General features: G+C 56.7%; 19 protein-coding genes. 4 read left to right on the plus strand and 15 right to left on the minus strand.

Annotated features, from left to right (window positions below):
- The first annotated feature begins 103 nt into the window (after nucleotides 1–103).
- The gene (locus HB780_RS25220; RefSeq protein ID WP_183690133.1) at nucleotides 104–610 is read left to right on the plus strand and encodes a DUF1993 domain-containing protein; all 507 of its coding nucleotides are present in this window, start codon (nucleotides 104–106) and stop codon (nucleotides 608–610) included.
- 21 nt (nucleotides 611–631) lie between these two features.
- Here HB780_RS25220 and HB780_RS25225 read toward each other — a convergent pair whose 3' ends face one another.
- The 5 genes from HB780_RS25225 to HB780_RS25240 form a co-directional block, all read right to left on the minus strand.
- Nucleotides 632–2,188 (minus strand): alkaline phosphatase family protein, encoded by a 1,557-nt coding sequence (locus HB780_RS25225; RefSeq protein WP_183690135.1) that lies wholly within the window; start codon nucleotides 2,186–2,188, stop codon nucleotides 632–634.
- Complete coding sequence (galE, locus tag HB780_RS25230; protein ID WP_183690137.1) at nucleotides 2,166–3,149, minus strand: UDP-glucose 4-epimerase GalE; 984 nt, start codon at nucleotides 3,147–3,149, stop codon at nucleotides 2,166–2,168. Before galE ends, HB780_RS25225 begins: the two co-directional genes overlap by 23 nt.
- Before the next feature lie 152 nt (nucleotides 3,150–3,301).
- A complete protein-coding gene (locus tag HB780_RS25235) occupies nucleotides 3,302–3,985 on the minus strand; it encodes a YoaK family protein (RefSeq protein WP_183690139.1) in 684 nt (227 codons plus the stop codon).
- A gap of 76 nt (nucleotides 3,986–4,061) precedes the next feature.
- Entirely contained in the window at nucleotides 4,062–4,244 is a 183-nt protein-coding gene (locus HB780_RS33240; protein ID WP_286203066.1) for a hypothetical protein, read from the minus strand.
- 86 nt (nucleotides 4,245–4,330) lie between these two features.
- Nucleotides 4,331–4,897 (minus strand): cytochrome b, encoded by a 567-nt coding sequence (locus tag HB780_RS25240; RefSeq protein WP_183690141.1) that lies wholly within the window; start codon nucleotides 4,895–4,897, stop codon nucleotides 4,331–4,333.
- Between the two features lie 237 nt (nucleotides 4,898–5,134).
- On the opposite strand from HB780_RS25240, the gene HB780_RS25245 reads away from it, so the two are divergent.
- Entirely contained in the window at nucleotides 5,135–6,421 is a 1,287-nt protein-coding gene (locus HB780_RS25245) for a nucleotide sugar dehydrogenase (RefSeq protein ID WP_286203067.1), read from the plus strand.
- A gap of 7 nt (nucleotides 6,422–6,428) precedes the next feature.
- Here the strand turns inward: HB780_RS25245 and HB780_RS25250 are convergent, their stop codons facing one another.
- Complete coding sequence (locus tag HB780_RS25250; protein ID WP_183690147.1) at nucleotides 6,429–7,361, minus strand: NAD-dependent epimerase/dehydratase family protein; 933 nt, start codon at nucleotides 7,359–7,361, stop codon at nucleotides 6,429–6,431.
- Between the two features lie 206 nt (nucleotides 7,362–7,567).
- On the opposite strand from HB780_RS25250, the gene HB780_RS25255 reads away from it, so the two are divergent.
- Together HB780_RS25255 and HB780_RS25260 are read left to right on the plus strand one after the other, a co-directional pair.
- Nucleotides 7,568–8,143: a sugar transferase gene (locus HB780_RS25255; RefSeq protein ID WP_183697461.1), complete on the plus strand. Its 576-nt coding sequence runs from the start codon at nucleotides 7,568–7,570 to the stop codon at nucleotides 8,141–8,143.
- Nucleotides 8,144–8,280: 137 nt separating this feature from the next.
- The gene (locus HB780_RS25260) at nucleotides 8,281–9,678 is read left to right on the plus strand and encodes an O-antigen ligase family protein (RefSeq protein ID WP_183690149.1); all 1,398 of its coding nucleotides are present in this window, start codon (nucleotides 8,281–8,283) and stop codon (nucleotides 9,676–9,678) included.
- Between the two features lie 119 nt (nucleotides 9,679–9,797).
- On the opposite strand, the gene HB780_RS25265 is transcribed toward HB780_RS25260, so the two are convergent.
- From HB780_RS25265 to gmd, 9 genes are all read right to left on the minus strand, one after another.
- On the minus strand, nucleotides 9,798–10,544 hold the full coding sequence (locus HB780_RS25265; RefSeq protein ID WP_183690151.1) for an ABC transporter ATP-binding protein: 747 nt from the start codon (nucleotides 10,542–10,544) through the stop codon (nucleotides 9,798–9,800).
- Between the two features lie 25 nt (nucleotides 10,545–10,569).
- On the minus strand, nucleotides 10,570–11,376 hold the full coding sequence (locus tag HB780_RS25270; RefSeq protein WP_183690153.1) for an ABC transporter permease: 807 nt from the start codon (nucleotides 11,374–11,376) through the stop codon (nucleotides 10,570–10,572).
- Between the two features lie 150 nt (nucleotides 11,377–11,526).
- Nucleotides 11,527–12,648, minus strand: coding sequence for a glycosyltransferase family 4 protein (locus HB780_RS25275; RefSeq protein ID WP_183690155.1), 1,122 nt, complete (start codon nucleotides 12,646–12,648; stop codon nucleotides 11,527–11,529).
- Nucleotides 12,649–12,690: 42 nt separating this feature from the next.
- Nucleotides 12,691–15,537: a glycosyltransferase family 4 protein gene (locus HB780_RS25280; RefSeq protein WP_183690157.1), complete on the minus strand. Its 2,847-nt coding sequence runs from the start codon at nucleotides 15,535–15,537 to the stop codon at nucleotides 12,691–12,693.
- Between the two features lie 79 nt (nucleotides 15,538–15,616).
- On the minus strand, nucleotides 15,617–16,840 hold the full coding sequence (locus tag HB780_RS25285) for an FkbM family methyltransferase (RefSeq protein WP_210334178.1): 1,224 nt from the start codon (nucleotides 16,838–16,840) through the stop codon (nucleotides 15,617–15,619).
- 7 nt (nucleotides 16,841–16,847) lie between these two features.
- Nucleotides 16,848–18,083: an ABC transporter ATP-binding protein gene (locus tag HB780_RS25290; protein WP_183690159.1), complete on the minus strand. Its 1,236-nt coding sequence runs from the start codon at nucleotides 18,081–18,083 to the stop codon at nucleotides 16,848–16,850.
- Nucleotides 18,083–18,868, minus strand: a complete 786-nt coding sequence (locus HB780_RS25295) for an ABC transporter permease (protein WP_183690161.1) — start codon at nucleotides 18,866–18,868, stop codon at nucleotides 18,083–18,085. The genes HB780_RS25290 and HB780_RS25295 overlap by 1 nt, the downstream gene beginning before the upstream one ends.
- 52 nt (nucleotides 18,869–18,920) lie before the next feature.
- Complete coding sequence (locus HB780_RS25300) at nucleotides 18,921–19,820, minus strand: GDP-mannose 4,6-dehydratase (RefSeq protein ID WP_286203068.1); 900 nt, start codon at nucleotides 19,818–19,820, stop codon at nucleotides 18,921–18,923.
- Nucleotides 19,821–19,918: 98 nt separating this feature from the next.
- Nucleotides 19,919–20,893, minus strand: coding sequence for a GDP-mannose 4,6-dehydratase (gmd, locus tag HB780_RS25305; protein ID WP_183690165.1), 975 nt, complete (start codon nucleotides 20,891–20,893; stop codon nucleotides 19,919–19,921).
- Nucleotides 20,894–21,305 lie beyond the last annotated feature (412 nt).

Below are 21,305 nucleotides of genomic sequence, written 5' to 3' on the forward strand. Positions count from 1 at the left end.
CCACTCGATCCGATGGAACGGACATTCCATCGACATCGAAGTGGCGTAAAACGCCGACGACATCGGGCCGAATATCCCCACCGGCCGACAATGGAGAACCAGCATGCCCACAATGTACAGTTTCTCAGTTCCCGTCTTTCAGCGCGGCCTTACAATCCTTGCGACCTATCTCGATGCAATCGAGACCTATGCCGCGGAGAAAGGCATCGATCCCAAGGAGCTTATCGGTGCACGGCTCATCGATGACATGCTGCCGCTCTCCGGCCAGTTTCAGCGCGCCTCCGACGGCGCCAAGCTCACGATCGCCCGGCTGACCGGCATCGAGGCGCCGCGCTTCGAGGACAACGAGACGACCGTTGCCGAACTGCGCGAACGCCTAAAGAAGACACAGGATTTCCTGGCGACGATTACGCCGGAGACGATGGCAGGCAGCGAAAGCCGTGAAGTGACGATTTCTCCCGGCGGCAAGACGATGGTCTTCACCGGCGAAGGTCTGCTGACAACCTTCGCCCTGCCGAATTTCTTTTTCCACGTCACGACAGTGCACGCCATTCTGCGCAGTCGCGGCCTGCCGGTTGGCAAGATGACCTATCTCGGCGCATTCATTTGATAGTCTGCTATTGAAACTCGATCAGGGCCGGTACGAAACCGGCCCTTTTTCCGTCAGCTCGGTATAGGCAAGCGTCTGGTCGAGGTGTTGTGCCCTGAGCGACAACAGCTTTTCGGCATAGTCCAGCCGAACCGCCGCATAGTCGGCGTCACCAGCGACGTTGGTCAACTCCATCGGATCCTTCGCCAGATCGTAGAGCAGCGGCGGCAGGCCGGCAAAGTGTACGTATTTGAAGCGCTCGTCCCTGATGACAGCGAGATTGCAGGCGTTGGACTTCAACCCGAAATGCCGCTCCGATTCGCCGCCGGCGATATCGCGAAAATCGAATTCCCAGAATGCCGCATCGCGCCAACCCACCGGCTCTTTGCCCTCCAGGAAGGGCACCAGCGTCTCGCCGTCGAGGTGATTGTCGGGCACGAGGCCGAGCCTATCGCACAGCGTCGGAAAAATATCGGCGGCGCTGGTGAAGCGCTCCACCTGCCGGCCCGCGCCTGCCGGATGGCCAGGATCGCGGATGACCAGCGGCACATGATAGCTACCGTCGAAAAAGCCACCCTTGCCGAGCATCCAGTGGTCGCCCATCATTTCGGCATGGTCGGAGGTGAAGATGATCAGCGTATCATCCCAGGCACCCGCATCCTTGAGCGCCTGCCAGATCCGTCCGAGCTGTGCATCCACCTCGGCGATCATGCCGTAATAGATAGCGCGGATCGCCGAGAGATCCTCTGATGTCCAGTCGCTCGCGGATCCTTCACCGCCATGAATGAAGCTGGCTTTACCGATCAGTGGTAGGGCAAAGGCAAGAAAAGGATGTGTCGCCTGCTCCGCTTCGCGATCGGCCGCACGCGCAAAATCCGGCCCATCGTTTGCGGAAAACATGCGGTTATAGGGCTCCGGCACGGAAAACGGCGGATGCGGCCTCAGAAACGAGACATGCGCGAACCAGGGCGCCTCCTGTTCGCCGAGCCAGCGGATGAATTCGCCGGCCAGAAAGGCCGTCTGCGTCTCGTCCCTGGAATAGGCGGGCGCGTCATCGGAAATTTCGCCGGGCTTCGCTCCGACGGGGATATGGATATCGCGGCTCGTCGCCCCCGCATGACCGCGCGAGCGCAGCCAGGAAAGCCACTGCTTCTCATGCTCAGGCAGGAGCTGGCGGGCGCTGAAGCCTGGAAGCACGCCCTCATAGGTGGTCAGATGCGGATCGTTCGGATCCATGCTGCGCGGATCAGGCGCCGTATCGGTATAGCCGAACAGCGTCGGATCATAGCCGCCGCGCCGGGCGGCAAGTGCCAGATTGTCAAACCGGGCATCCAGAGGCGACCCATTGCGGCAGACGCGATGGTTCATCTGGTAGAGGCCGGTATAAAGCGTCGCCCGCGCCGGCGAGCAGGGTGCTGTGCCGGCGAAATGCCGGGCAAACAGTACGCCGTCACGCGCCAGAGCGTCGACATTCGGCGTCTTCACGCTGGCATGGCCGACAGCGGAGAGGCAATCGCCTCGCCACTGATCGGCCGATATCAGCAATACGTTCGGGCGCTTGCCCAAGGCGGGCCGCTCAATGCTGGTTGGATTTGGCATGCCAGTTCCAGGCGGATTCGATGATGCGCGACAGATCATATTGCGGCGACCAGCCAAGGATATCGCGGGCCTTGTCATTGTTGGCAACCAGTGTGGTCGAATCGCCCTCGCGGCGGCCGACATATTCGACCGGGAACGGCCGTTCCGATACGGTTTCGATCGCTCCCAGCAGTTCCTTGACCGTCGTGCCGGTGCCGGTGCCAAGGTTCAGCGCGACGGACTCGCCGCCCCTGAGCAGGTATTCCACCGCCCGGACATGCGCATCCGCGAGATCGAGGACATGGATATAGTCGCGCACGCAGGTGCCGTCGCGCGTGTCGTAGTCGCTGCCGAAGACCTTGAAGCCCTGGCGGCGGCCAAGCGCCGCGTCGATCGCCAGCGGGATCGCGTGGGTTTCCGGCGTGTGCCACTCGCCGATGCGCCCTTCGAAATCGGCGCCGGCGGCATTGAAATAGCGCAGCACCACGGAGCGCAGGCCCTTGTACTGGTCGTAGTCGGCAAGCGCCTGCTCGACGATATATTTGGTGCGGCCATAGGGATTGATCGGCACCTGTCGGTGGCTCTCGTCCAGCGGCACGCTCTGCGGCAGGCCATAGGTGGCGCAGGTGGAGGAAAACACGAAAGCTTCGACGCCGGCCGCCTGCGCTGCCGCCAGCAGCGTCAGCGTGCCGATGACGTTGTTTTCGTAGAAGGAGACAGGATCCTTGACGGATTCGCCCACCTCGATCAGCGCCGCGAAATGCAGGATGGCGGCTGGCTTGTATTTCGCCAGAACCTCGTCAAGCCGCGCCCGATCGCGGATATCGCCTTCTTCGGCCGGACCCCATTTAACGAATTCGCGATGACCGTTGGAAAAATTGTCATAGACAATGGGCTGAAAGCCCTTATTCGCCAGATCCAGACATGTATGCGAGCCGATATAGCCGGCGCCCCCGACCACAAGAACCGTTTCCCCTGCCATAGCCATCCCTTCTCAACGATGTACCGCCCAAACACACAGGATCGTGCTTGATATCCGAGGCGTAGAGTTAGAGACCTCTGGGAGAGTTGCAAGACTATAAAAAGGCGATGGCTTCGCAAGTGCAGCAAAGACGAGGATTTCGAGCGCTATCTTTATGCAGGCCGGGCCGCCGCCCTGCTCGCATGCAACAGAATTCCGGCCAGCGCCAGAACCGGCGGCACGAGGAAACATGCCACGCCGATCAGCATGAAAAGCAGGGCCGCCGCCGCACAACCACAGACAAAGCCGCCGAGCGTCGCCCCCATCCGGCCAAGCCTCGCCTTGGCGGCAGCCTTCGCTTCGGGTTCTACCCCGCGCAAGAGATCGGCGATATCGATCATGATCTGCGTCGTCGTCCCGGTCATCATCGTCGTCGGCGGCGCCGTGCCGAGATGGACGCGGTGCAAGGCGTTCTGCACGGCCATCGCCGACACCAGCGTCATCCCCGTCAGGATCGCCTGCCAGCCGTCACCGCTGGCAAACGGGCCGAAACCAAGGGCAAAGACGGCGGCAAGCGCCAATAGGAGGAAATTCAGCATCAGGATCACCGGCAGTACCGGCAAATTGCGCCGCGACAATTCACCGCCAAGGAGGCGAGCGAGGATCACGACGACGCAGAAGACCGGTAGCGCCAACAGCTTGCCCGCTGCACCCGACGTTCCCAGCACCATTGCGGCGGCGAAGGTGACGAAGTTGCCTGTGACATGGGCAGTAAACAGTCCATGCAGGGCCAGGAAACCGGCGGTATCGACATAGCCGCCATTGATGCTCAGGAGAGTGGGCAGGCTCGGCTTCATCGAAAACCTCGTCTCCGTGTTGATCCATCAGAAATATGGATCTTTATCACGCGGAAACGAAAGCGATGTCTAGCTATTATGCCCCCTGCTCCAGCGCCAAGATCTCGTCCGATACCTCACGGATCCTCTCTTTCAGATCCGCTTCGGTGCCATCCTCGACCTCTCCGTCGCCAAAACAATAGCGCGCTATATGCAGCTCGAGCTTAGATTCAAGCTCCGTGCGTCGGGCATATAATTGCTTGAGATATTTGTTACGCATAGGGAACCACGCATTCCGAGAAAACATGTCTCAGGATACTAAATGGGCATGCGAGCAAAAAGTTTCGATAGGTATCGCCTCAGCATCTATCCGCGCGCTGGCATCATCCGGGCAAGCAGGCGGTCACGCAACACATAATGATGCACGAGGGCGGCCACGGCATGAATGCCGGCAATAGCGATGATTGCCCAGGCGGTGGCACTGTGTAGCTCGCTGAACAGGCGGCGCATTGTCGGATCGACGATGACAAAGGGCGGGATGGAGAAGAGACCGAAGAATTCCGGATCTTTTGCGGAAGCCCAGCGCATCAGGAAGCCATAGGATGCCTGCGAGATCATCAGCGCGTATAACAAGAGATGCACGAGGGTCGACGCCACATGCTGAAGTCCGGAAACAGCGGGCGCCGTGCGCCGATGCGTCATCAGGCGCCAGACGATGCGCAGGACGAGGACGGCGGCAAACAGAATACCGAGCGAGACATGCAACGAAATCAACCCCAGCCGCAGCGGCGTGCCACGATCGGCAAAGTCCCAGACCTGCGCGATCGCGAACAGAACCAGGACCAGAATGGCGGTCAGCCAGTGAAGCATGATGGTGAAATGGTCGTAGCGGGCCGCCCGCTTATCTGCGGCGGCGGCATTGAAATTACTCATGATTTACGATCTCCATGGGAGGAACGAGCAGTAAACACGTCGGACTTCCTTTTTATTCGGCCACCTCGAGACGATGGGCGGCATAGAACGTCACACCGTCGATGCGCCTATTGCAAAGCCCCAGCCTGATATTCACATTGATCTGACATGCACCTGAATTAGCCCGGCAAGACAAAGATTTGCGCTGACATGCGGCGCGGATATGGGCTAATTCAGATCGATTGTTCGAGGTATAATGTGTTGAGCGAAAAAATTGCCGTCATCGGCCTGGGTTACGTTGGATTGCCCGTCGCGATCGCCCTGGCCGGGAAATTTCCCGATGTCGTCGGTTTCGATATTAAGGAGTCCCGCGTCGCGGCCCTGAAGGCGGGGGAAGACGACACGCGCGAGATCTCGCCGGCGCGCCTGAAAGAAAGCGGGCTGCGCATCAGCAGCGACATAGAGGATCTGCGCGACCGCGATATCTTCATCGTCGCCGTTCCCACACCGATCGATCGCAACCGGCAGCCGGATCTGCGCCCGATGATTTCCGCCTCGCGCGCAGTCGGTAAGGCTCTGAAGAAGGGCAGCATCGTCGTCTATGAATCGACCGTCTATCCCGGCGTCACCGAGGACGTCTGCGGCCCCGTGCTCGCCGAAGTCTCTGGCCTTCGCCAGGGCGAGGATTTCCATCTCGGCTATTCGCCGGAGCGGATCAACCCCGGCGACAAGGAGCACACGTTCGAGCGCATTGTGAAGGTGGTCGCCGGCGACAACGAGGAAACGCTGGAGAGGATCGCCGCCGTCTATGGCGCGGTCGTCGAGGCCGGCATCCACAGGGCGCCCAGCATCAAGGTGGCGGAAGCCGCCAAGGTGATCGAAAACACCCAGCGCGACCTCAACATCGCCCTGATGAACGAGCTGTCGATCATCTTCGAAAAGATGGATATCCGCACCGCCGATGTCTTGAAGGCGGCGCGGACGAAATGGAATTTCCTGCCGTTTACGCCCGGCCTGGTCGGCGGCCATTGCATCGGCGTCGATCCCTATTACCTCACCGCCAAGGCCGAGGAACTCGGCTATCACCCCGAAGTCATCCTCTCCGGTCGCCGCATCAATGACGGCATGGGCGCCTTCATCGCCCAGAAGCTGATCAAGATGCTGGTCACGGCGCAAAAGCCGATCAATGGCGCCCGGATCGGCATTTTCGGCCTGACCTTCAAGGAAAACGTGCCGGATCTCCGCAACAGCCGCGTGCCCGACATCATCCGCGAACTGCACCAGTTCGGCATCAAGCCGCTGGTGCACGACCCGATGGCCAGCCATGGCGAGGCGGAGGAGGAATATGGCGTGCGGCTTTCGGCGCTCGACGATTTCGGTGAACTCGACGCCATCGTGCTTGCCGTGCCGCACAAATCCTATCTTGTCGACGGCGCGGCGGAGATTCTCAACCTCCTGGGCGAGAACGGCGTGGTGGTCGACGTGAAGGCGGCGCTGGAGCAGAGCAATCCGCGGCTTGAAGGTCACGCGGTCTGGAGCCTGTAAGCGTCGCTTAATGATCCCTGGAGGATGCAGCGACCGTCAACCGCAGCCCCTCCTCGACCGAAAAGGGCGGCGACCAGCCGGTGATTGCCACCGTCTCGCCGATATCGACCTGCAACGACCCGAGAAGGCGCTGTGCCGCCGCACGACGGCCGAGCAGCGCCGCCAACCCTTCCAGCAGGCGTGGCGGGATAGGTAGCAACAGGGCTCTCCTCCCCATTGCAGAGGAAAGTTTGCCGATCAATTCGCCGATGGAAAGATCGGCGCCGTCGCTGATCAGGAACACCCGGTTTACCGCGCCCGGATGATGCGCCGAGAGCAGAATGAAATCGACGAGATTACCGACGAAGACGAGCGATCGGCGATTGGTGACGAGCCCGAAAGGCCAGGGAAACGGTCGCCCGGCCCATTTCATCAGGCTGGCGAAATTCGCCTTCACGCCCGGCCCGTAGACGAGCGGCGGGCGAATGACGACGATCTCCATGCCCGTCTCAGCACCGATGGCAAGGAGCGCCTTCTCCGCCTCGCGCTTCGACTGGCCGTAAGGATCCTCCGGATGCGGCGTGTCGGACGAGGTGAACGGACGAGCTGGCAAGGTCGCCTCGCCGTTGACCTTGATCGAGCTCAGGAAAATGAAGCGCTTGACGCCGGCCCGAGCCGCCTGCCGCGCCAGATTGACCGTGGTGTCGACATTGGCGGCACGAAAGGCGGCGAGCGGATCTGACGAGGTATCGTTCATGACGTGAACGCGCGCCGCCAGATGCACGACGGTTTCTACGCCCGCAAGCTCTCCCGCCCAATCGGTCGCATCATCGAACGTACCCATGGCCACGAAACCCGGCTGCGGTGCGCGGCTGACCGGGCGATAGCCTATCCGCCGCCGGGCAAGCTCGGCACAAAGCGCCTGCCCGACAAAACCCGTTGCACCCGTAACCAGGATCATGCGCCCATCGTCCCTTAATGACGCCCATGCGTCCGTTCGGGCCATGCTTCGCACATTATCTCCGTGAGAAACAAGGCATCCTGGAAGGACAGGCTCGGCAAAATTCGTGCCCCGAACGATTGTGCAGAAATGCCTGATATGACATGGACTGCGCAGAAGCCATCATTCGCGCTGCGAAACCAGCGCCGGTAAAACCATCAGAGACGATGCCCTATACGATCGCCAAACGCCTTTTCGACTTCCTCGCCGCCTTCGCGGCTGTCGTCGTCTTTTCCATCCCGATCTTGATCGTCGCGATCGCCGTGCGGCTGACCTCCCCCGGCCCTATTCTTTACTGGTCGGACCGGGTCGGCCGCAGAAACCAGATCTTCCGCATGCCTAAATTTCGCAGCATGCGGACCGACACACCGGCGGTCGCCACGCATCTGCTGAAGGATGCCGGCGCCTATCTGACGCCGATCGGCTCCTTCCTGCGCAAGTCCAGCCTGGACGAGCTGCCGCAGCTCTGGTGCATCCTCAAGGGCGAAATGAGCATCGTCGGTCCGCGCCCGGCGCTCTTCAACCAGCATGACCTGATTGCGCTACGCTCAGAGCGCGGCGTCGACGTCCTCTTGCCGGGCCTGACCGGCTGGGCGCAGGTCAACGGCCGCGACGAGCTGCCGATCCCGCAAAAGGTGGCGCTGGACGAGGACTATCTGCGCCGGCGTTCGTTTTTCTTCGATCTCAAGATCATCATCCTCACGGCACTGAAGGTCGTTCGCAGCGATGGTGTGGCCCATTAACAAGCCTCGGGCAGAAAAAGGCGCCGCGGAAGCACAACCGCCGAAATGCCGTATTCATGCCCCTTTACAGCCCTACTGGCTGTCGTGATGCTCCGGCATGCCAAACGAATCGACTATGGACGAAGGCGGAGAGACTATTGGACGACTTGCGCGCGAAGAAACCGCATGCTGATCCCGCAACCGGGACCATAGCCGGCAAGGTGCCCGTGGGCATCATGACATGGCCCGTAGCGATCTTCGGAAGCCTGCTCTGGATTCTCGTCGCATCCGCCACCCTTGTGGAAAGCGATGCCTACCGCTATGCGGCCGCCCTGCTCTCGTTGATCGCGTTTTATTACTATCTGAAAGCGCCGGTACGGCCTCGCACCGATTGGATCGGCTGGCTATGCATGGGCTGGGGTGCCTATGTCATGACCCGCTTCGCCATCACCTATTGGCTGACGCCCGAACATGATATCGGCGCCTCCGACTGGCTCTACGCTTTTCCCTTCTTCTTCCCGATCCTCGGCGTTGCGTTCCTGCTCTACGAACCGCTATTCGAAAAGATCATCGCCGCCTATTTCGCCGCAGTCCTGATCATGTTGATCGCCACGCAGCATTTCCGCGAGGTTTTCGCCGGCGAGACCATCCGCCCGCTGATCATGAACAACCAGATCCATGGCGCCGTCGCCTGCGGCATGATCGTGATCTTCACGCTGTTCTGGCTGCTGCATTATCTGACGGACAAGTCGAGCGACCGCAGGATCGCACGCTTTGCCTATATCGTCTCGCCCTTCATCGTCGGGCTCTGTTTCATCGCGATCTACGGCGCCAAGTCGAAAGGCGTCTGGCTGGCGCTGAGCATTACTCTGCCGCTGCTGGGGCTGGTGGCTCTGAGCTATCTGCGCCTGAAGCTCGGCGCCATCGTCATCGCCGTCGCCGCGGTCCTGCTCATCGCGGGCGTCTACACCGTGCGGCACAATCTCGACAAGACCGCCGGCCCGACCGTATCGGCAACCATCGCCATGCTGCAAAGCGTCACCGGCGGCCATGACCTAGGCGGCGCGGTTTCGAACACCATTGGCTCCACCAATACGCCGGTGTCGATGGACGAGCGGCTACAACTCTGGTCGAACAGCTGGGAAGTCTTCTCTTCCGCGCCGGTCTTCGGCTGGGGCAACCGCTGGCTCGAGCGCTGGCACGAGACGCGCTATTCACATATCCAATACACACTGCTGCACAATGGTTACTTGGAAATCCTAGTGCGCTACGGCCTGTTCGGCGCAGCCATCATGGCCTTCATGCTCGCCATCTTCATTCGGACGGTGTGGCGCGCCTACAAGGCCGCCATCATCCCCCGTGCCGCCTGGCACGCCTACGCCGTCTGTCTGTTTTTCTTCTCACTGACGCTGCTCAGCAACTCCAACAACCGCCTTGCCATCGGCGAAAGCCTGGCCTTCGCCAGCTCCGCCTTCGCCTGCTGGTGCAACATGCGGCTGAAGGGGGAGCGGCTGGCGATGTCGAAGGTGGAAAGGAAAGATGCGGCAGCGGGTTGATTTCGCCGAAAACAGCATTGATAGGATGTTAAATTTTATACCGCCGACGCCTCGAGTTTACATTGCAGTTCACGTCGTGCCGATTGCGAGCGGCTGAGCGCCACCTGAAAGCTGATATTCTAATGAGAGCCGAAATAGGCTTCAGCGACAACTTCCGGCTTATCATCCATGCGAATGGAACCGTGATCGAGCCAGATGAGGCGGTTGCAATTTTCCAGCAATAGCTCCCTGGAATGGCTTGCGATGATCAATATTTTCGTCTGATTGACGAGCTCATGCAGCCGCTTGTTGGCCTTTTCCTTGAAGCCTTCATCTCCAGTCGCGAGCCATTCATCCATGATTAGGATTTCCGGCTGGATCACCGTCGAAATCGAGAAGGCAAGACGCAGCTGCATGCCTGTCGAATAGGTCCGCACCGGCATGTCCAGAAAGTCACCGAGCTCGGAAAACTCTTCGATCTCTTCCTGGCGAGCACGTAGCTGTCCCTTGGAGAGTCCGAGAAGCGCACCGCGAATCTTGATGTTCTGACGGCCAGCGGCTTCAGGATCAATTCCCAGCGAGATATTGATCAACGAGGTGCATTTTCCGACAATCGACGTCTTCCCCGCGGACGGACGGTAAACGCCGCTCATGACGCGCAGGAGTGTCGTCTTGCCGGAGCCGTTGTGGCCGACAAGGCCCAGGCGATCGCCATCGTTCAGACTGATATTGACGTTCTCCAGACCACGAATGATCACATGCCCTTCCGAATTCGCTTCGATCCGGCCGCCCGTCGCAATATTGAGAACGCGATTCTTCAGTGAACGGCTGCGGGCATTGAACACCGGGAAGTCGACAGAGACGTTGTCCAGATTGATACTTGCCATTTCAAATACTTTCGATGTCGATAACCTAGAGCCAGTACGCAATTCGGCCGCGATAGCGATTGAAGAGGACCATCGTCACAGCCCAGCCGACAACGGCAAGCACCAGCGAAACGATCCAGTTGAGACCCGATGGCATCGTGCCAAGCAGGGGATTTCGGATAAGAGCTATGAAGTGGGAGAAGGGATTGAAATTGAGCAAGATAAAGCCGGCGCGGCTGCTGATGTGATCCGGCATCCACATGATCGGCGTCACATACATGCCCACCTGCATGATATTTTGAATAATCTGGGAAAGATCGCGATACCGTGTGCAGAGAATGGCAACGAAAGTGACGATCCAAAGGATGTTCGCCGAGACAAGGATGAATCCAGGTATGAAGAGCAGGCTCTCCCAAGGCGGATATTTGAGGAAAATCGCGAGCACAATCGGAAATATGACGAGATTGTGCGCCACGATGATCGTATTTCGCCACCATGTTCTCATCACATAGGTAAAAAACGGGATCGGCAGCTGAAGAATCGTTTCGCCGTTCGAGATGAAGGTTGTGCAGCCCTCATTGATGGTTTGCGAGAAATAGGTCCAGAATATCAAGCCAACGCAAATGAAGGGGAGGAACTCCGACATCGGCGACTTGAAGATCGCACCGAAGACGAGACCCATGGCACCGATGAGCACGCCCATGTTGATCGTCAACCAGAAGGCGCCGACCCTCGACCGCCTGTAACGCTGCGCGACATCCTGCCAGCCCAACATTCCCGCGAGATGAAAATTGCGCACGGCATTGACGACGTCCTCCGACGCCGTCGAGTCGTTCGTGGTGGTATTGCTCATAGAGATAAGGTGCCCATTTCCATATCGTAGCGGCTTTGATGATCGAATCTAGCCTCAAGGATGGTTGGAATTACCGGTCGACTCTTTTTGCCGCCGGAAGGATTTCACGCTTTAAAGGCCACTACCGCAGTTCCTTGTCACGTAGCACGGCTACATGTCATTGTCGCGCTTGGCTATTGCCTTCTCAAAAATGCGCTCCAGCTGAATCGCGCTTTCCGTCCAATTGAATCGAGCGGAATTTGGCCTTGCATTTTCAACAAGCCGAGCATGAAGCAAGTTATTGGTCGCAAGGCTTTCCAAACCATTGCGAATGGATTGCACATCGTTGGGATCAACAAGAATGCCAGCTTTACCGGCGACCTCGGGCATGGAGGATGTATTTGACGTTAGCACTGGTATCCCCAATGCATTGGCTTCTATAATCGGAAAACCGAAGCCTTCATAAAGCGATGGCATCGCAAGAAATCGTGCATGGCTGTATAGCTGTGCCAAGTCGGTATCGGGCACATAGCCGGTCAGCCGAACAGATGATTCGATCTGCAACTCCGCGACATGCCGTTTCAGATCACCCAACCTCCAACCTTGGCCACCGGCAAGCACCAGCAGAAATTGTTGTCGCGTGGTTTCAGGTAAGGACGCATAGGCTTGCAGCAGCCTGAGTAGATTTTTGCGGGGCTCAAGCGTTCCGACGAAGAGAATGTAGGGGCGATCGATCGCAAACTGCGACAAATCCCTTGGGTTCGCGACTCCGCCGATGATCGTTAACCCGGGATAGACAACGCTAAGCTTCTCGCCGCATCCTGGAAATTGAGCCTTTAGCGCATTGGCTGTCGCGGCGGAATCCGCAACGATCTCGTCGGCAACCGCAACCCCAGGCTTCATCAGCCATCGATCAGCCATCCACGTCTGCCATCGCATGGTTGCAGCCATGTCTCGCCAGACGAGATCATGAATCGTGATGACGCGTGCGATACGGCGGTCGAGAAAAAACGGCAGGCGATGCGCCGGCCCCCAAAATACATCGATCTCGTCCTTCATCGCACGGCGCGGCAACTCCGTCTGCGCCCAGATCATCCGCCTTATTCCGCCAGGAAAGCGCGCAACGTGCAGTTTCGTCGCAGGCAGATCTTTCGGATCCCCATATGGAGCCTGCGGTAGGTAGAAATGCAATTCATGGCCGAGAAACGCAAGATGCCGGCTCATTTCCAGCACGTACCGTCCAATCCCGGTCATGCTCGTTACCAAGTTACGCGCATCAATACCGATTTTCATTCGCTAGCTACCAATGTGCCACCGCATCTCGCAGTCTTGCCATCACAAGGGAACCCGCAGCGGATTACTCCACCAACCGACCGATTCCTGGAGCAAGCCGATATCGGTGAAAGCGCCGCCCTTCCTCTTGAATGCCGAAGGGATCTCGATTGACATATATAGGCTGTTGCCAGGTGGCAACACGAATGGAATACGGGATCTATGGTTCTCCGGAAAGATCGTCTCTCCCTTGTTCGACAGAATGCGATAGCTTGCCATCACCGCCAGCGAACCATCCGGGTTGCCCACGCTTGACCATAATTGGGGGGACAAATTGGCGACACGCACCATGTACTTCAGCATACCATTGTCACCGACAATCGGCCCTTCCACCAACTCGATCTTGTGCCGGGTTTCATCGGAAGTCAGTACCTCTCCCATTTTCGTGATGCCTATATCACTTATCGGAACGTAGGTCTTGTTCGACTGCGGCCGGTACATCCGATACCAATCATCAGTAAGCACGACTCTCTGCAATTCTTCGGCACTTTCCTTCCAGCTTATCCCTCCATTGACCCTTCCTATCAAAGGCAGGGTTTCGATGCCATTCTTTCCTGTTTCAAGGAACGAGCGGATCGTCTCTACGAGTGATGTTGGCGAACCGACGGTAAAGAAATAGCAATTCTGGCCACTTGCGGTGACTTCGCGGAAAACGGGAATATCGCTTGCAATCACGGCTTTTCCAAAATGCGCAGCCTCGACAATTGGAAGGCCGAAACCCTCAGCATACGAGGCGGCGATCAGGGCATCGCTATCGCCATAGGCTTTCTGTAGTTTTTCATCCGAAATGCCGTTGAGCCAGATCAGACGCTTTCCATATTCGCGATGCTGCTCAATTCGCCGAACGAAATGCTCGCCCTCCCAGCCGGGCTTCCCGACGATTGTCAGCCCAATATCTATACCCTCGTCCCACAACCTATCGAAAGCCTCCAGGGCAACTCCGTGCCCTTTGCGCGGTTCGAGCGTCCCGACCATAAGGAAGTTCCATCGCCCATTTCGGCGAACGGGCGGGATGTCCACAGAGATGGCCGCCTTGGCAAAATCAGCGCCAAGATGCCAAAAGCCTATCTTCATCTCCCTTGGAAACTGGATGGCTTCGAATATTGCAATTAATTCGTCGGCAACAGCCTTTGAGATGCAGATAAATGCATTCGAATAGGATAGGGCCGCCTGAAACCAGTTCGAGAATGTGGGGGGCATGCCAGGGTCGCAGAAACCCGGGAATCTTAACGGGATCGTGTCATAGAGACATGAAATGACGATAGCTCCCCTCAAGCGGGCAGCGCGCAACGTTTTGTAGTGATGCCTATAGAACTCCCAGGAGCTATCGAGCATCAAAATGCGGTCATTCGGGGAAAATTCCAGCCGAATATCTTCCGTGAAGCTAATTGCGGTGCTGGGTTTCTCCAGCGTCTTCGGAATGGCAAACCAACCGTCGAGAGAATCGCTATATGCGACTATCCGTTCGACGTCGTCACCCTGCAGCATCTCGAGATTGGCACAAATATTCTTGACGACACGCTGAATCCCAGTCTTGTGGTCCACGCGATATGTTGATGTCGCATCAACGATCAGGCGTGGTCCGCTGGATTTGGCTAACTCCGAACGTGCAAATGTCTGCGCGATGAAATCCGCCGGAAGATCCATATTTCCAAGTCGCTGCAAAGCCGCATATTGGATCGCCGAGACCGCTTCGATCTTGCCGCTCTCCGCCGCGCGGACCATGGCATCTTTCAGCGCAGCAACGGCAATAGCAGCCGATTTCGCCCAACTGAATGCCGCGGCACGATTGCGCTGTCTTTCTGCCGTGGCCTTCGTCGCTTGGCGATCGCCAAGTGCCCGCTTCATTACTCGCGCTATATCCTTGACATCTGCTGGATTGAAAAGGAACTCTCTATCTCCGATGACTTCAGGCAGGGCGCCAGTGTTCGACGCAATGACAGGCGTGCCGCATGTCATTGCTTCCAGCGCGGTCAAACCAAACCCCTCCAATAGCGAAGGTTGAATGGCGAGATCCGTCTCCTTGTAGAGCGCCACGAGCTGGCTGTCCGTCACATGGCCAATAGCCACGAAACTCTGTTCCGGCAGCCCCAGCTTCTTCCATCTCTCTTGTTCGTCTCGCAATAGCGATTGCGGGTGATCACCGGCCAGCACAAAACTGTATTGCTCTTGCAAATCTGCCGGTAACTGCGCGAATGCCTCAATGGCAGACCTCACGTTCTTGCGCCAATCCAGGCCTCCGACATAAAGGATAAAGGGTTTCTCTGTCGGTCTTGGCACTCTCGTTTCGGCGTGCTCCATCGCATTTCTGAAATCTCTCGATACGCCCGCAAGCATGTTGAACGCGCGAGGATTTCTCGAGATCTCGACACATTCGCGTCGGGAATATTCGGAAATACAGAGATTCAAATCGAATTCTGAGTAGGAGGCAAGGCGCCGCTCATAATAAGCACGCAATGCCGGAGATGAAAGATATTGCTCAGGATAGCGATAAGGTATCGCGTCATAGAAGATCGATGCGAGCGGAATTTTCGATATACCATTCGGCATGAGCGGAACGGCCTTGTCATAGCTACCCTCGAATGGACTTGCAGATAGCGCTACGTCGGGATTCAGCGACGCAACATGATAAGCCAGAGCGACCTCGCTCAGTCGCCTCTTCTCCGTATAGCCATCTATCGCTTCTCCACCTTCGGCAACTCCATGCCACATGGAAATATTGGCAGGCTTTATCCATTGCTGAAGATGATCACGAGCTGCGAGCGCTTCCAGCGGCATACCAGCGTTAAGAGAAACGAGAAGTTCGACGTGGGGATAATTGTCGATAATACCAAGGATCAGTTCTTGCACATAACGCCCGATTCCACGCCGCCTGCTTGCGGTCTGGAAACATTGCCCGTCAATCCATAGACGCATCAACGATAGTCTTTCATTGCGATCTTGAAGTATCTCGGAGAAACACATCCCACTGGTCCGCCGCGCCCTTGGGCGCATCGATATACCATTGTCCTTCCTGACCGTCATCCAACCAGTCAACCGGCTGAACGCCATATCCTCGGACTCTTGCGAAGGCCATAAGCCTTCCTCTCATCCCTGGAAAGCGATAGACCAACCGAAGACACTTGTCTTTCAGTTGCGGCCTCTTGGAAAGCCAACGAATAAGCTTTTCAAGCAAAATCGCGACGACGAGCCGTGGTAATCTTTTCGCATTAGACAGCAATGAAGCCCCCACGCGAAACGGGTGCGTAAACCGCCACGAAAAACTACTATAGGTGCGATGCAGCTCTTCGCGAACAGCGTTTTCCTGAAGGCCGGCATTCCAGATGACATTCTCCAGGGCCTCTATTTGCTGTTCTTTTTCTCCGACAGTCTGTTGGAGGCGGTCCACTCTCAAAGTTTGTTCGGCGGCGCCCTTTTCCGCCTGAATACGTTGCTCTGTAAGCTGGTGCCGAAGACGAGAGGCATAAGGCGTGTGCTCACTGAGAGCAGAATCATCAAATACATTTGGGCCAGGTCCGAAAGACTGGAGTAACTCAGGATGCCGTTCGCTGACATAAAAACGGCTTAGCCCATCGAAATATACAAATCGGTACCCCAAGCTTAACAGCTTAGGCTCCCATACCTCATAGTTCGTTTCCTGCGAATTGGGCAGAGTGCTTTCCAGTACAACAATCCAAGGTCGTATGGGCGACGATGCCCAGCTATCGACGACGGACGCTTCCATGCCCTCAACATCCACCTTAAGCCAATGAACCTCGCGGCCTCCCGCACGTGCTAAAACAGCCGACAAGGGGATAAGCTGGACCTCGGTTTCAATTACCCTATGGCCTGCGGCTTGATGCTTCATCGCTATGTCGTAGCTGCTGGTATTTAATCCGGTCTCCGGGATCTCGAAAAACCGCAGGGGGCCGTCGCCGGTGCCAATTGCGGCCTGTACAACCAATTCATCCGGTCGATCTCGACGTAGCTGCTCCGCATAATATGTCGTGGCTTCTGCATGAATACCACGCCAACCATTTTCATAGAATGCACGGCTAACCGAATAAACAACAGGATCCTGAGCGCCTATATCGATGTAGAAGCCGTTCTCAACGTGCTTCAAAGCTCGCCAAAGAACGACATCCTCGAAGTTCTGCGCATAGGAGGTGAACACGATTAGCTTAGCCTACCCTTGCAATGCGAAACGTCGCATCCAGCCAACTGCTCCCAATGAACATGAACTGCCCCGCGTTTACTACGTCAAAGACCATGGCATTATCCTGCCACTCGTAGTTCTTGTCGAGGTGGGTGTCGGAATTCACCAGTGCCGGCGAAAACGAATAGGAGCCAGGACCGAGTGTACAGGTGAAAGGTAGTTCGTAGACTATTTTCTCTCCCGAGGTGACGTTTTCGACAACCTGCCTGGTATGCCAGGTATTTGTACCCCAAATGACATGGCCAGTTCGGTCGCGAAGCATATAGCCCAGAACAAGTTTGGGAATATCCGCATACGCTTTAGCCTCGAGACGCAACAGAAGGTGTTGGCCGACACGAGCAGTATTTACCGGTTGCAGCGTATGCTGATCCAATAGCTCAAGCGTCTCGACACGGGCTTCATAGGTACCCGATTGCGTGTGCAACCATCCATCACTATTGCGCTTCTGCTGTATGGTCAAATTGCTGTTTTCACGCTCAGCGACCATCGCATTATAATAATCTACCACTTCGTCGGGTGGGCCATCTTTTACAATCGCGCCCTTGTCCAGCAGGATCACGCGTTCACAAAGCGCTTTGACGTCTCCAAGGCCATGTGTGACGAGGAGGATTGCCGTGCCTTCCGCCTTGAACTGCCTGATGCGGTCAAAGCTCTTATGCTGAAAATAGCTGTCTCCGACTGAAAGCACTTCATCAACAATCAGAATGTCCGGCCTCTTGGCAGTCGCAAGTGCAAAGGCCAGTCGCGCCTGCATGCCACTGGAATAAACGCGCACCGGTTGATCGAAGAAATCGCCGATCTCTGCGAAAGCTTCGATAGCCGGCATAAGTTCGCTTAATTCCTGTTGCGAAAATCCCATCAGACCACCGGCCTGGTAGACGTTCTGTCGACCGGTGAATTCGGGATTGAAGCCGAGTCCCAATTCCAGGATGGCGCTGATACGGCCGGAAACGTGAACGCTCCCGCTGGTCGGCCGTACTGTTCCGGTAACGATCTTCAACAAGGTGCTCTTGCCTGCGCCGTTTTGACCAATCAGGGCTACAGCTTCTCCAGCGCCTACCTCAAACGAAATATCGCGACTGGCCCAGAATTCCGAGACAGGAGTGAACGAGGCCCCGAACCAGTTTGCGAACCTTTGCAGGTTGCTTCGATAAGTCGGGTATCGTTTGCTGACGTGGTCAACCGTGAGTATTGAAGTCATCAAAGCGCATCCACAAGATCGGCACTGGCACGACGAAATACAACAAATGATAGCAAAACCATCAGTGCGCCCAGCGCAATGGCAGGCCAGAGGCCGCTCCAAGAGGGCCCCTGATCTAGAAGTAGGGCATTCTGATAGAGAGTGACCAGCGGCATCATCGGATTGAAACGCAGAATCTGCTGAAACCTCTCCGGCACGGCGGACGTAACATATACGATCGGCGTAAACCAGAACCACAGCTGCATCACCACAGTCATGAACTGGGCGACATCACGAGCAAAAACGTTCAGCACGCCGAGAAATACGCCAATCCCGAATGCGACCACTGAAATCATCAGCATGCCGGGTATCAGATAGAACCAGGCAAAGCCTGGATAATGGCCGAAGAAAAGAAAAATGACGGCGATGGCGCACAGCAAGAGAAGGTGATTGATCATCGCACTACCCCAAACGATGATGGGCAGGCAAAGCCGGGGAAACGAAATCTTCTTCAACGCTTGAGCTTGATCGATGAAAACGGTCATGCTCCGCGTCAAGATCTCGCTGAACAGACCCCATGCGGCCATACCCGACAAAAGATAGATTGGATAGGCGGCCGGACTGGTCATATTCGGCATTTTTGCCCGCATGACTTCCGATAAGACGATCGAAAATATCAATGCCTGCGCCAGCGGATGAAGGATGAACCACAGCGCACCCAATCGCGACCGGGCGAATCGTCCGCGCAATTCGCCCTTGATCGAGGCGAGAATAAAATGTCTGTATTTCCAAACGCTATTTAGCAAATGTTATCTCTCCGATATTTCCGGCATAAGATCCGGCATGGAACCGATAATATTATCGACGCGCAACCCGGATCTTCCAATCTTCAAGAACATCGCCAAGTGTACGGCTTAATTCTATTTCCGGCTTCCAGCCAAAGGACGCCAAAGCCGCCCTGTTGTCGCCTGAGGCCGCCACGATTTCGGGCCCGCGCAGCCGTTGCGCATCGATCTCGACTTCCACGTCCAATCCCGAAACCGCGATCAGCCTGTCGAGTATCGACTGAATCTGCACGGAGCGGCCCGAAGATAGATTGAAGACGCCGCCGAGCATATCCGACACATCCTCGATCAGAGCAGCGTCGGCATAGGCACGCACAACGTCTCGCACGTCAAGAAAATCACGGAAGGCAGAGAGATTTCCGACACTGATGCGAGGAGTTTTGGCACCCACCGAAATTTCCGCAAGTTGCTTGGCGAAAGCAGAGACAACATAAGCATCCGTCTGGCCGGGTCCCGTGTGGTTGAACGGACGGAAGCGGATAGATTTCAATCCATCATAGGCAAGCTGCCCGATGAGCACGTCTGCCGCCGCTTTCGTTGCGCCATACACATTCATCGGCTTGAGGGCGGCGCTCTCCATTACCGGCGCGTTTGCCGCGTCGATGAACGAAGCACCATAGGCTTCGGAACTGCCCACGAAGATGAAGCGCGATTCGGGCGCAAGCTCCATCGTGGCGTAGGCGAGATTCATGGTACCTTGAAAATTCACACCCCAGGCTCGCTGCGGCATCTTGCGGGCATCCGCAGGGGCTGCGATTGCGGCGAGATGAATGATTGCCGTTGGGCGGCAATCACGGATCAGGGCCGTCACCTGATCCCGATCTGTGATATCTGTCTTCCAGTCCGACGCATCTCCCTGACCGGCGGTCAAAACCACCAGGTCAGGATCCTGTTTCAGCCGCCGCTCGTGCAATTCACGCTGCAGCCACGCCCCGACAAAGCCGCTGGCGCCAGTAATGAGAATACGGTGTTCTCTCGGCATGGGAGTGTCTCGTCATTCGGCCGGAAGGTTTACTTCGTCAATCGTTGAAGATCGGCCTCGACCATTTCGACGATCATCTCCTCAAGGCCGATTTTGGGCTCCCATCCGAATTTTTTCCGAGCCTTCTCCGGATTGCCGAGCAGCACATCCACTTCCGCCGGACGGAAGAGCTCAGGATCGATCACGAGATGATCGTCCATCGTCAAACCAGCATGCTTGAAAGCAATAGCACACATGTCGCGGACGGTGGTCGTGCGGCCAGTCGCGATCACATAATCGTCGGCAACGTCCTCCTGCAACATCATCCACATGGCGCGGACATAGTCTTTCGAATGGCCCCAATCGCGCTTGGCATCGATATTCCCGAGCCGCAGCTCCTTTGCCATACCAAGCTTGATGCGTGCGACGGCGTCCGTCACCTTGCGGGTAACGAATTCAATGCCGCGAAGCGGAGATTCGTGGTTGAAGAGAATGCCGCTGGATGCATGCAGCCCGAAGCTCTCACGATAGTTGATGGTGATCCAATGACCGTAGAGCTTGGCAACCGCATAGGGCGAACGCGGATAGAAAGGCGTTTCTTCCGACTGCATCGGCTCCTGAATGAGCCCGTACATTTCAGAGGACGAAGCCTGATAAAAACGAGCCTCAGGTCTTTCTATGCGGACCGCCTCCAGGACATTCGTCACACCAAGGGCCGTCACCTGACCGGTCAGCAGCGGTTGCTGCCACGACGATTTGACGAAGGATTGAGCCCCAAGGTTATAGACTTCGTCCGGCTTCACGTCCTTGACCGTTCTGATAAGACCGGAAAGATCCAGGAGGTCGCCGTCGACAATGTGGACGTCACGCTCGATACCCAGCCATTGCAGGCGAGTAAGATTGACATCCGCGGTGCTGGAGCGACGTGCAAGCCCATGAACCTCGTAGCCATTCTTCAGCAGAAGTTCTGCAAGATAGGCGCCGTCCTGACCCGTGATACCCGTTACTAATGCTTTCTTCGCCAAGTTCCATCTCCAATTATTACCGCATTCATTTCATGCAGGTACACCAAGTTCGCAGAACGCCGCCGAGCGCGCACCATACTTGGCCATCAATTTCTAGCGCCATTTAGCTCGTATGGGGCCTAATGACAACGACCATCAGCAATTCGTCCTGGATGCGCCCCCTCAACGGCGCAAGACCAATTGCAGAAAATCCGCACCCTAATCTCTTGCTGTATGCGCGAGCAATTTACAACAGATTGGAGAAATCGAAGCTCGTTAAGCTCCACTGCCCAACCATTGCTTGTCTATTCTCCGAAGGGTGAACCGATGAAGCTCGCAGTACTCATTCAAATACCGAGATGGCTATATCGTGGCGATGTCCAAGCATACGTCAACAGTCGAACAGGAAAGAGCCATGACATGGACAGCGTTT

The organism is Rhizobium lusitanum, from assembly GCF_014189535.1.
In the GTDB taxonomy this organism is placed as follows: domain Bacteria; phylum Pseudomonadota; class Alphaproteobacteria; order Rhizobiales; family Rhizobiaceae; genus Rhizobium; species Rhizobium lusitanum_C.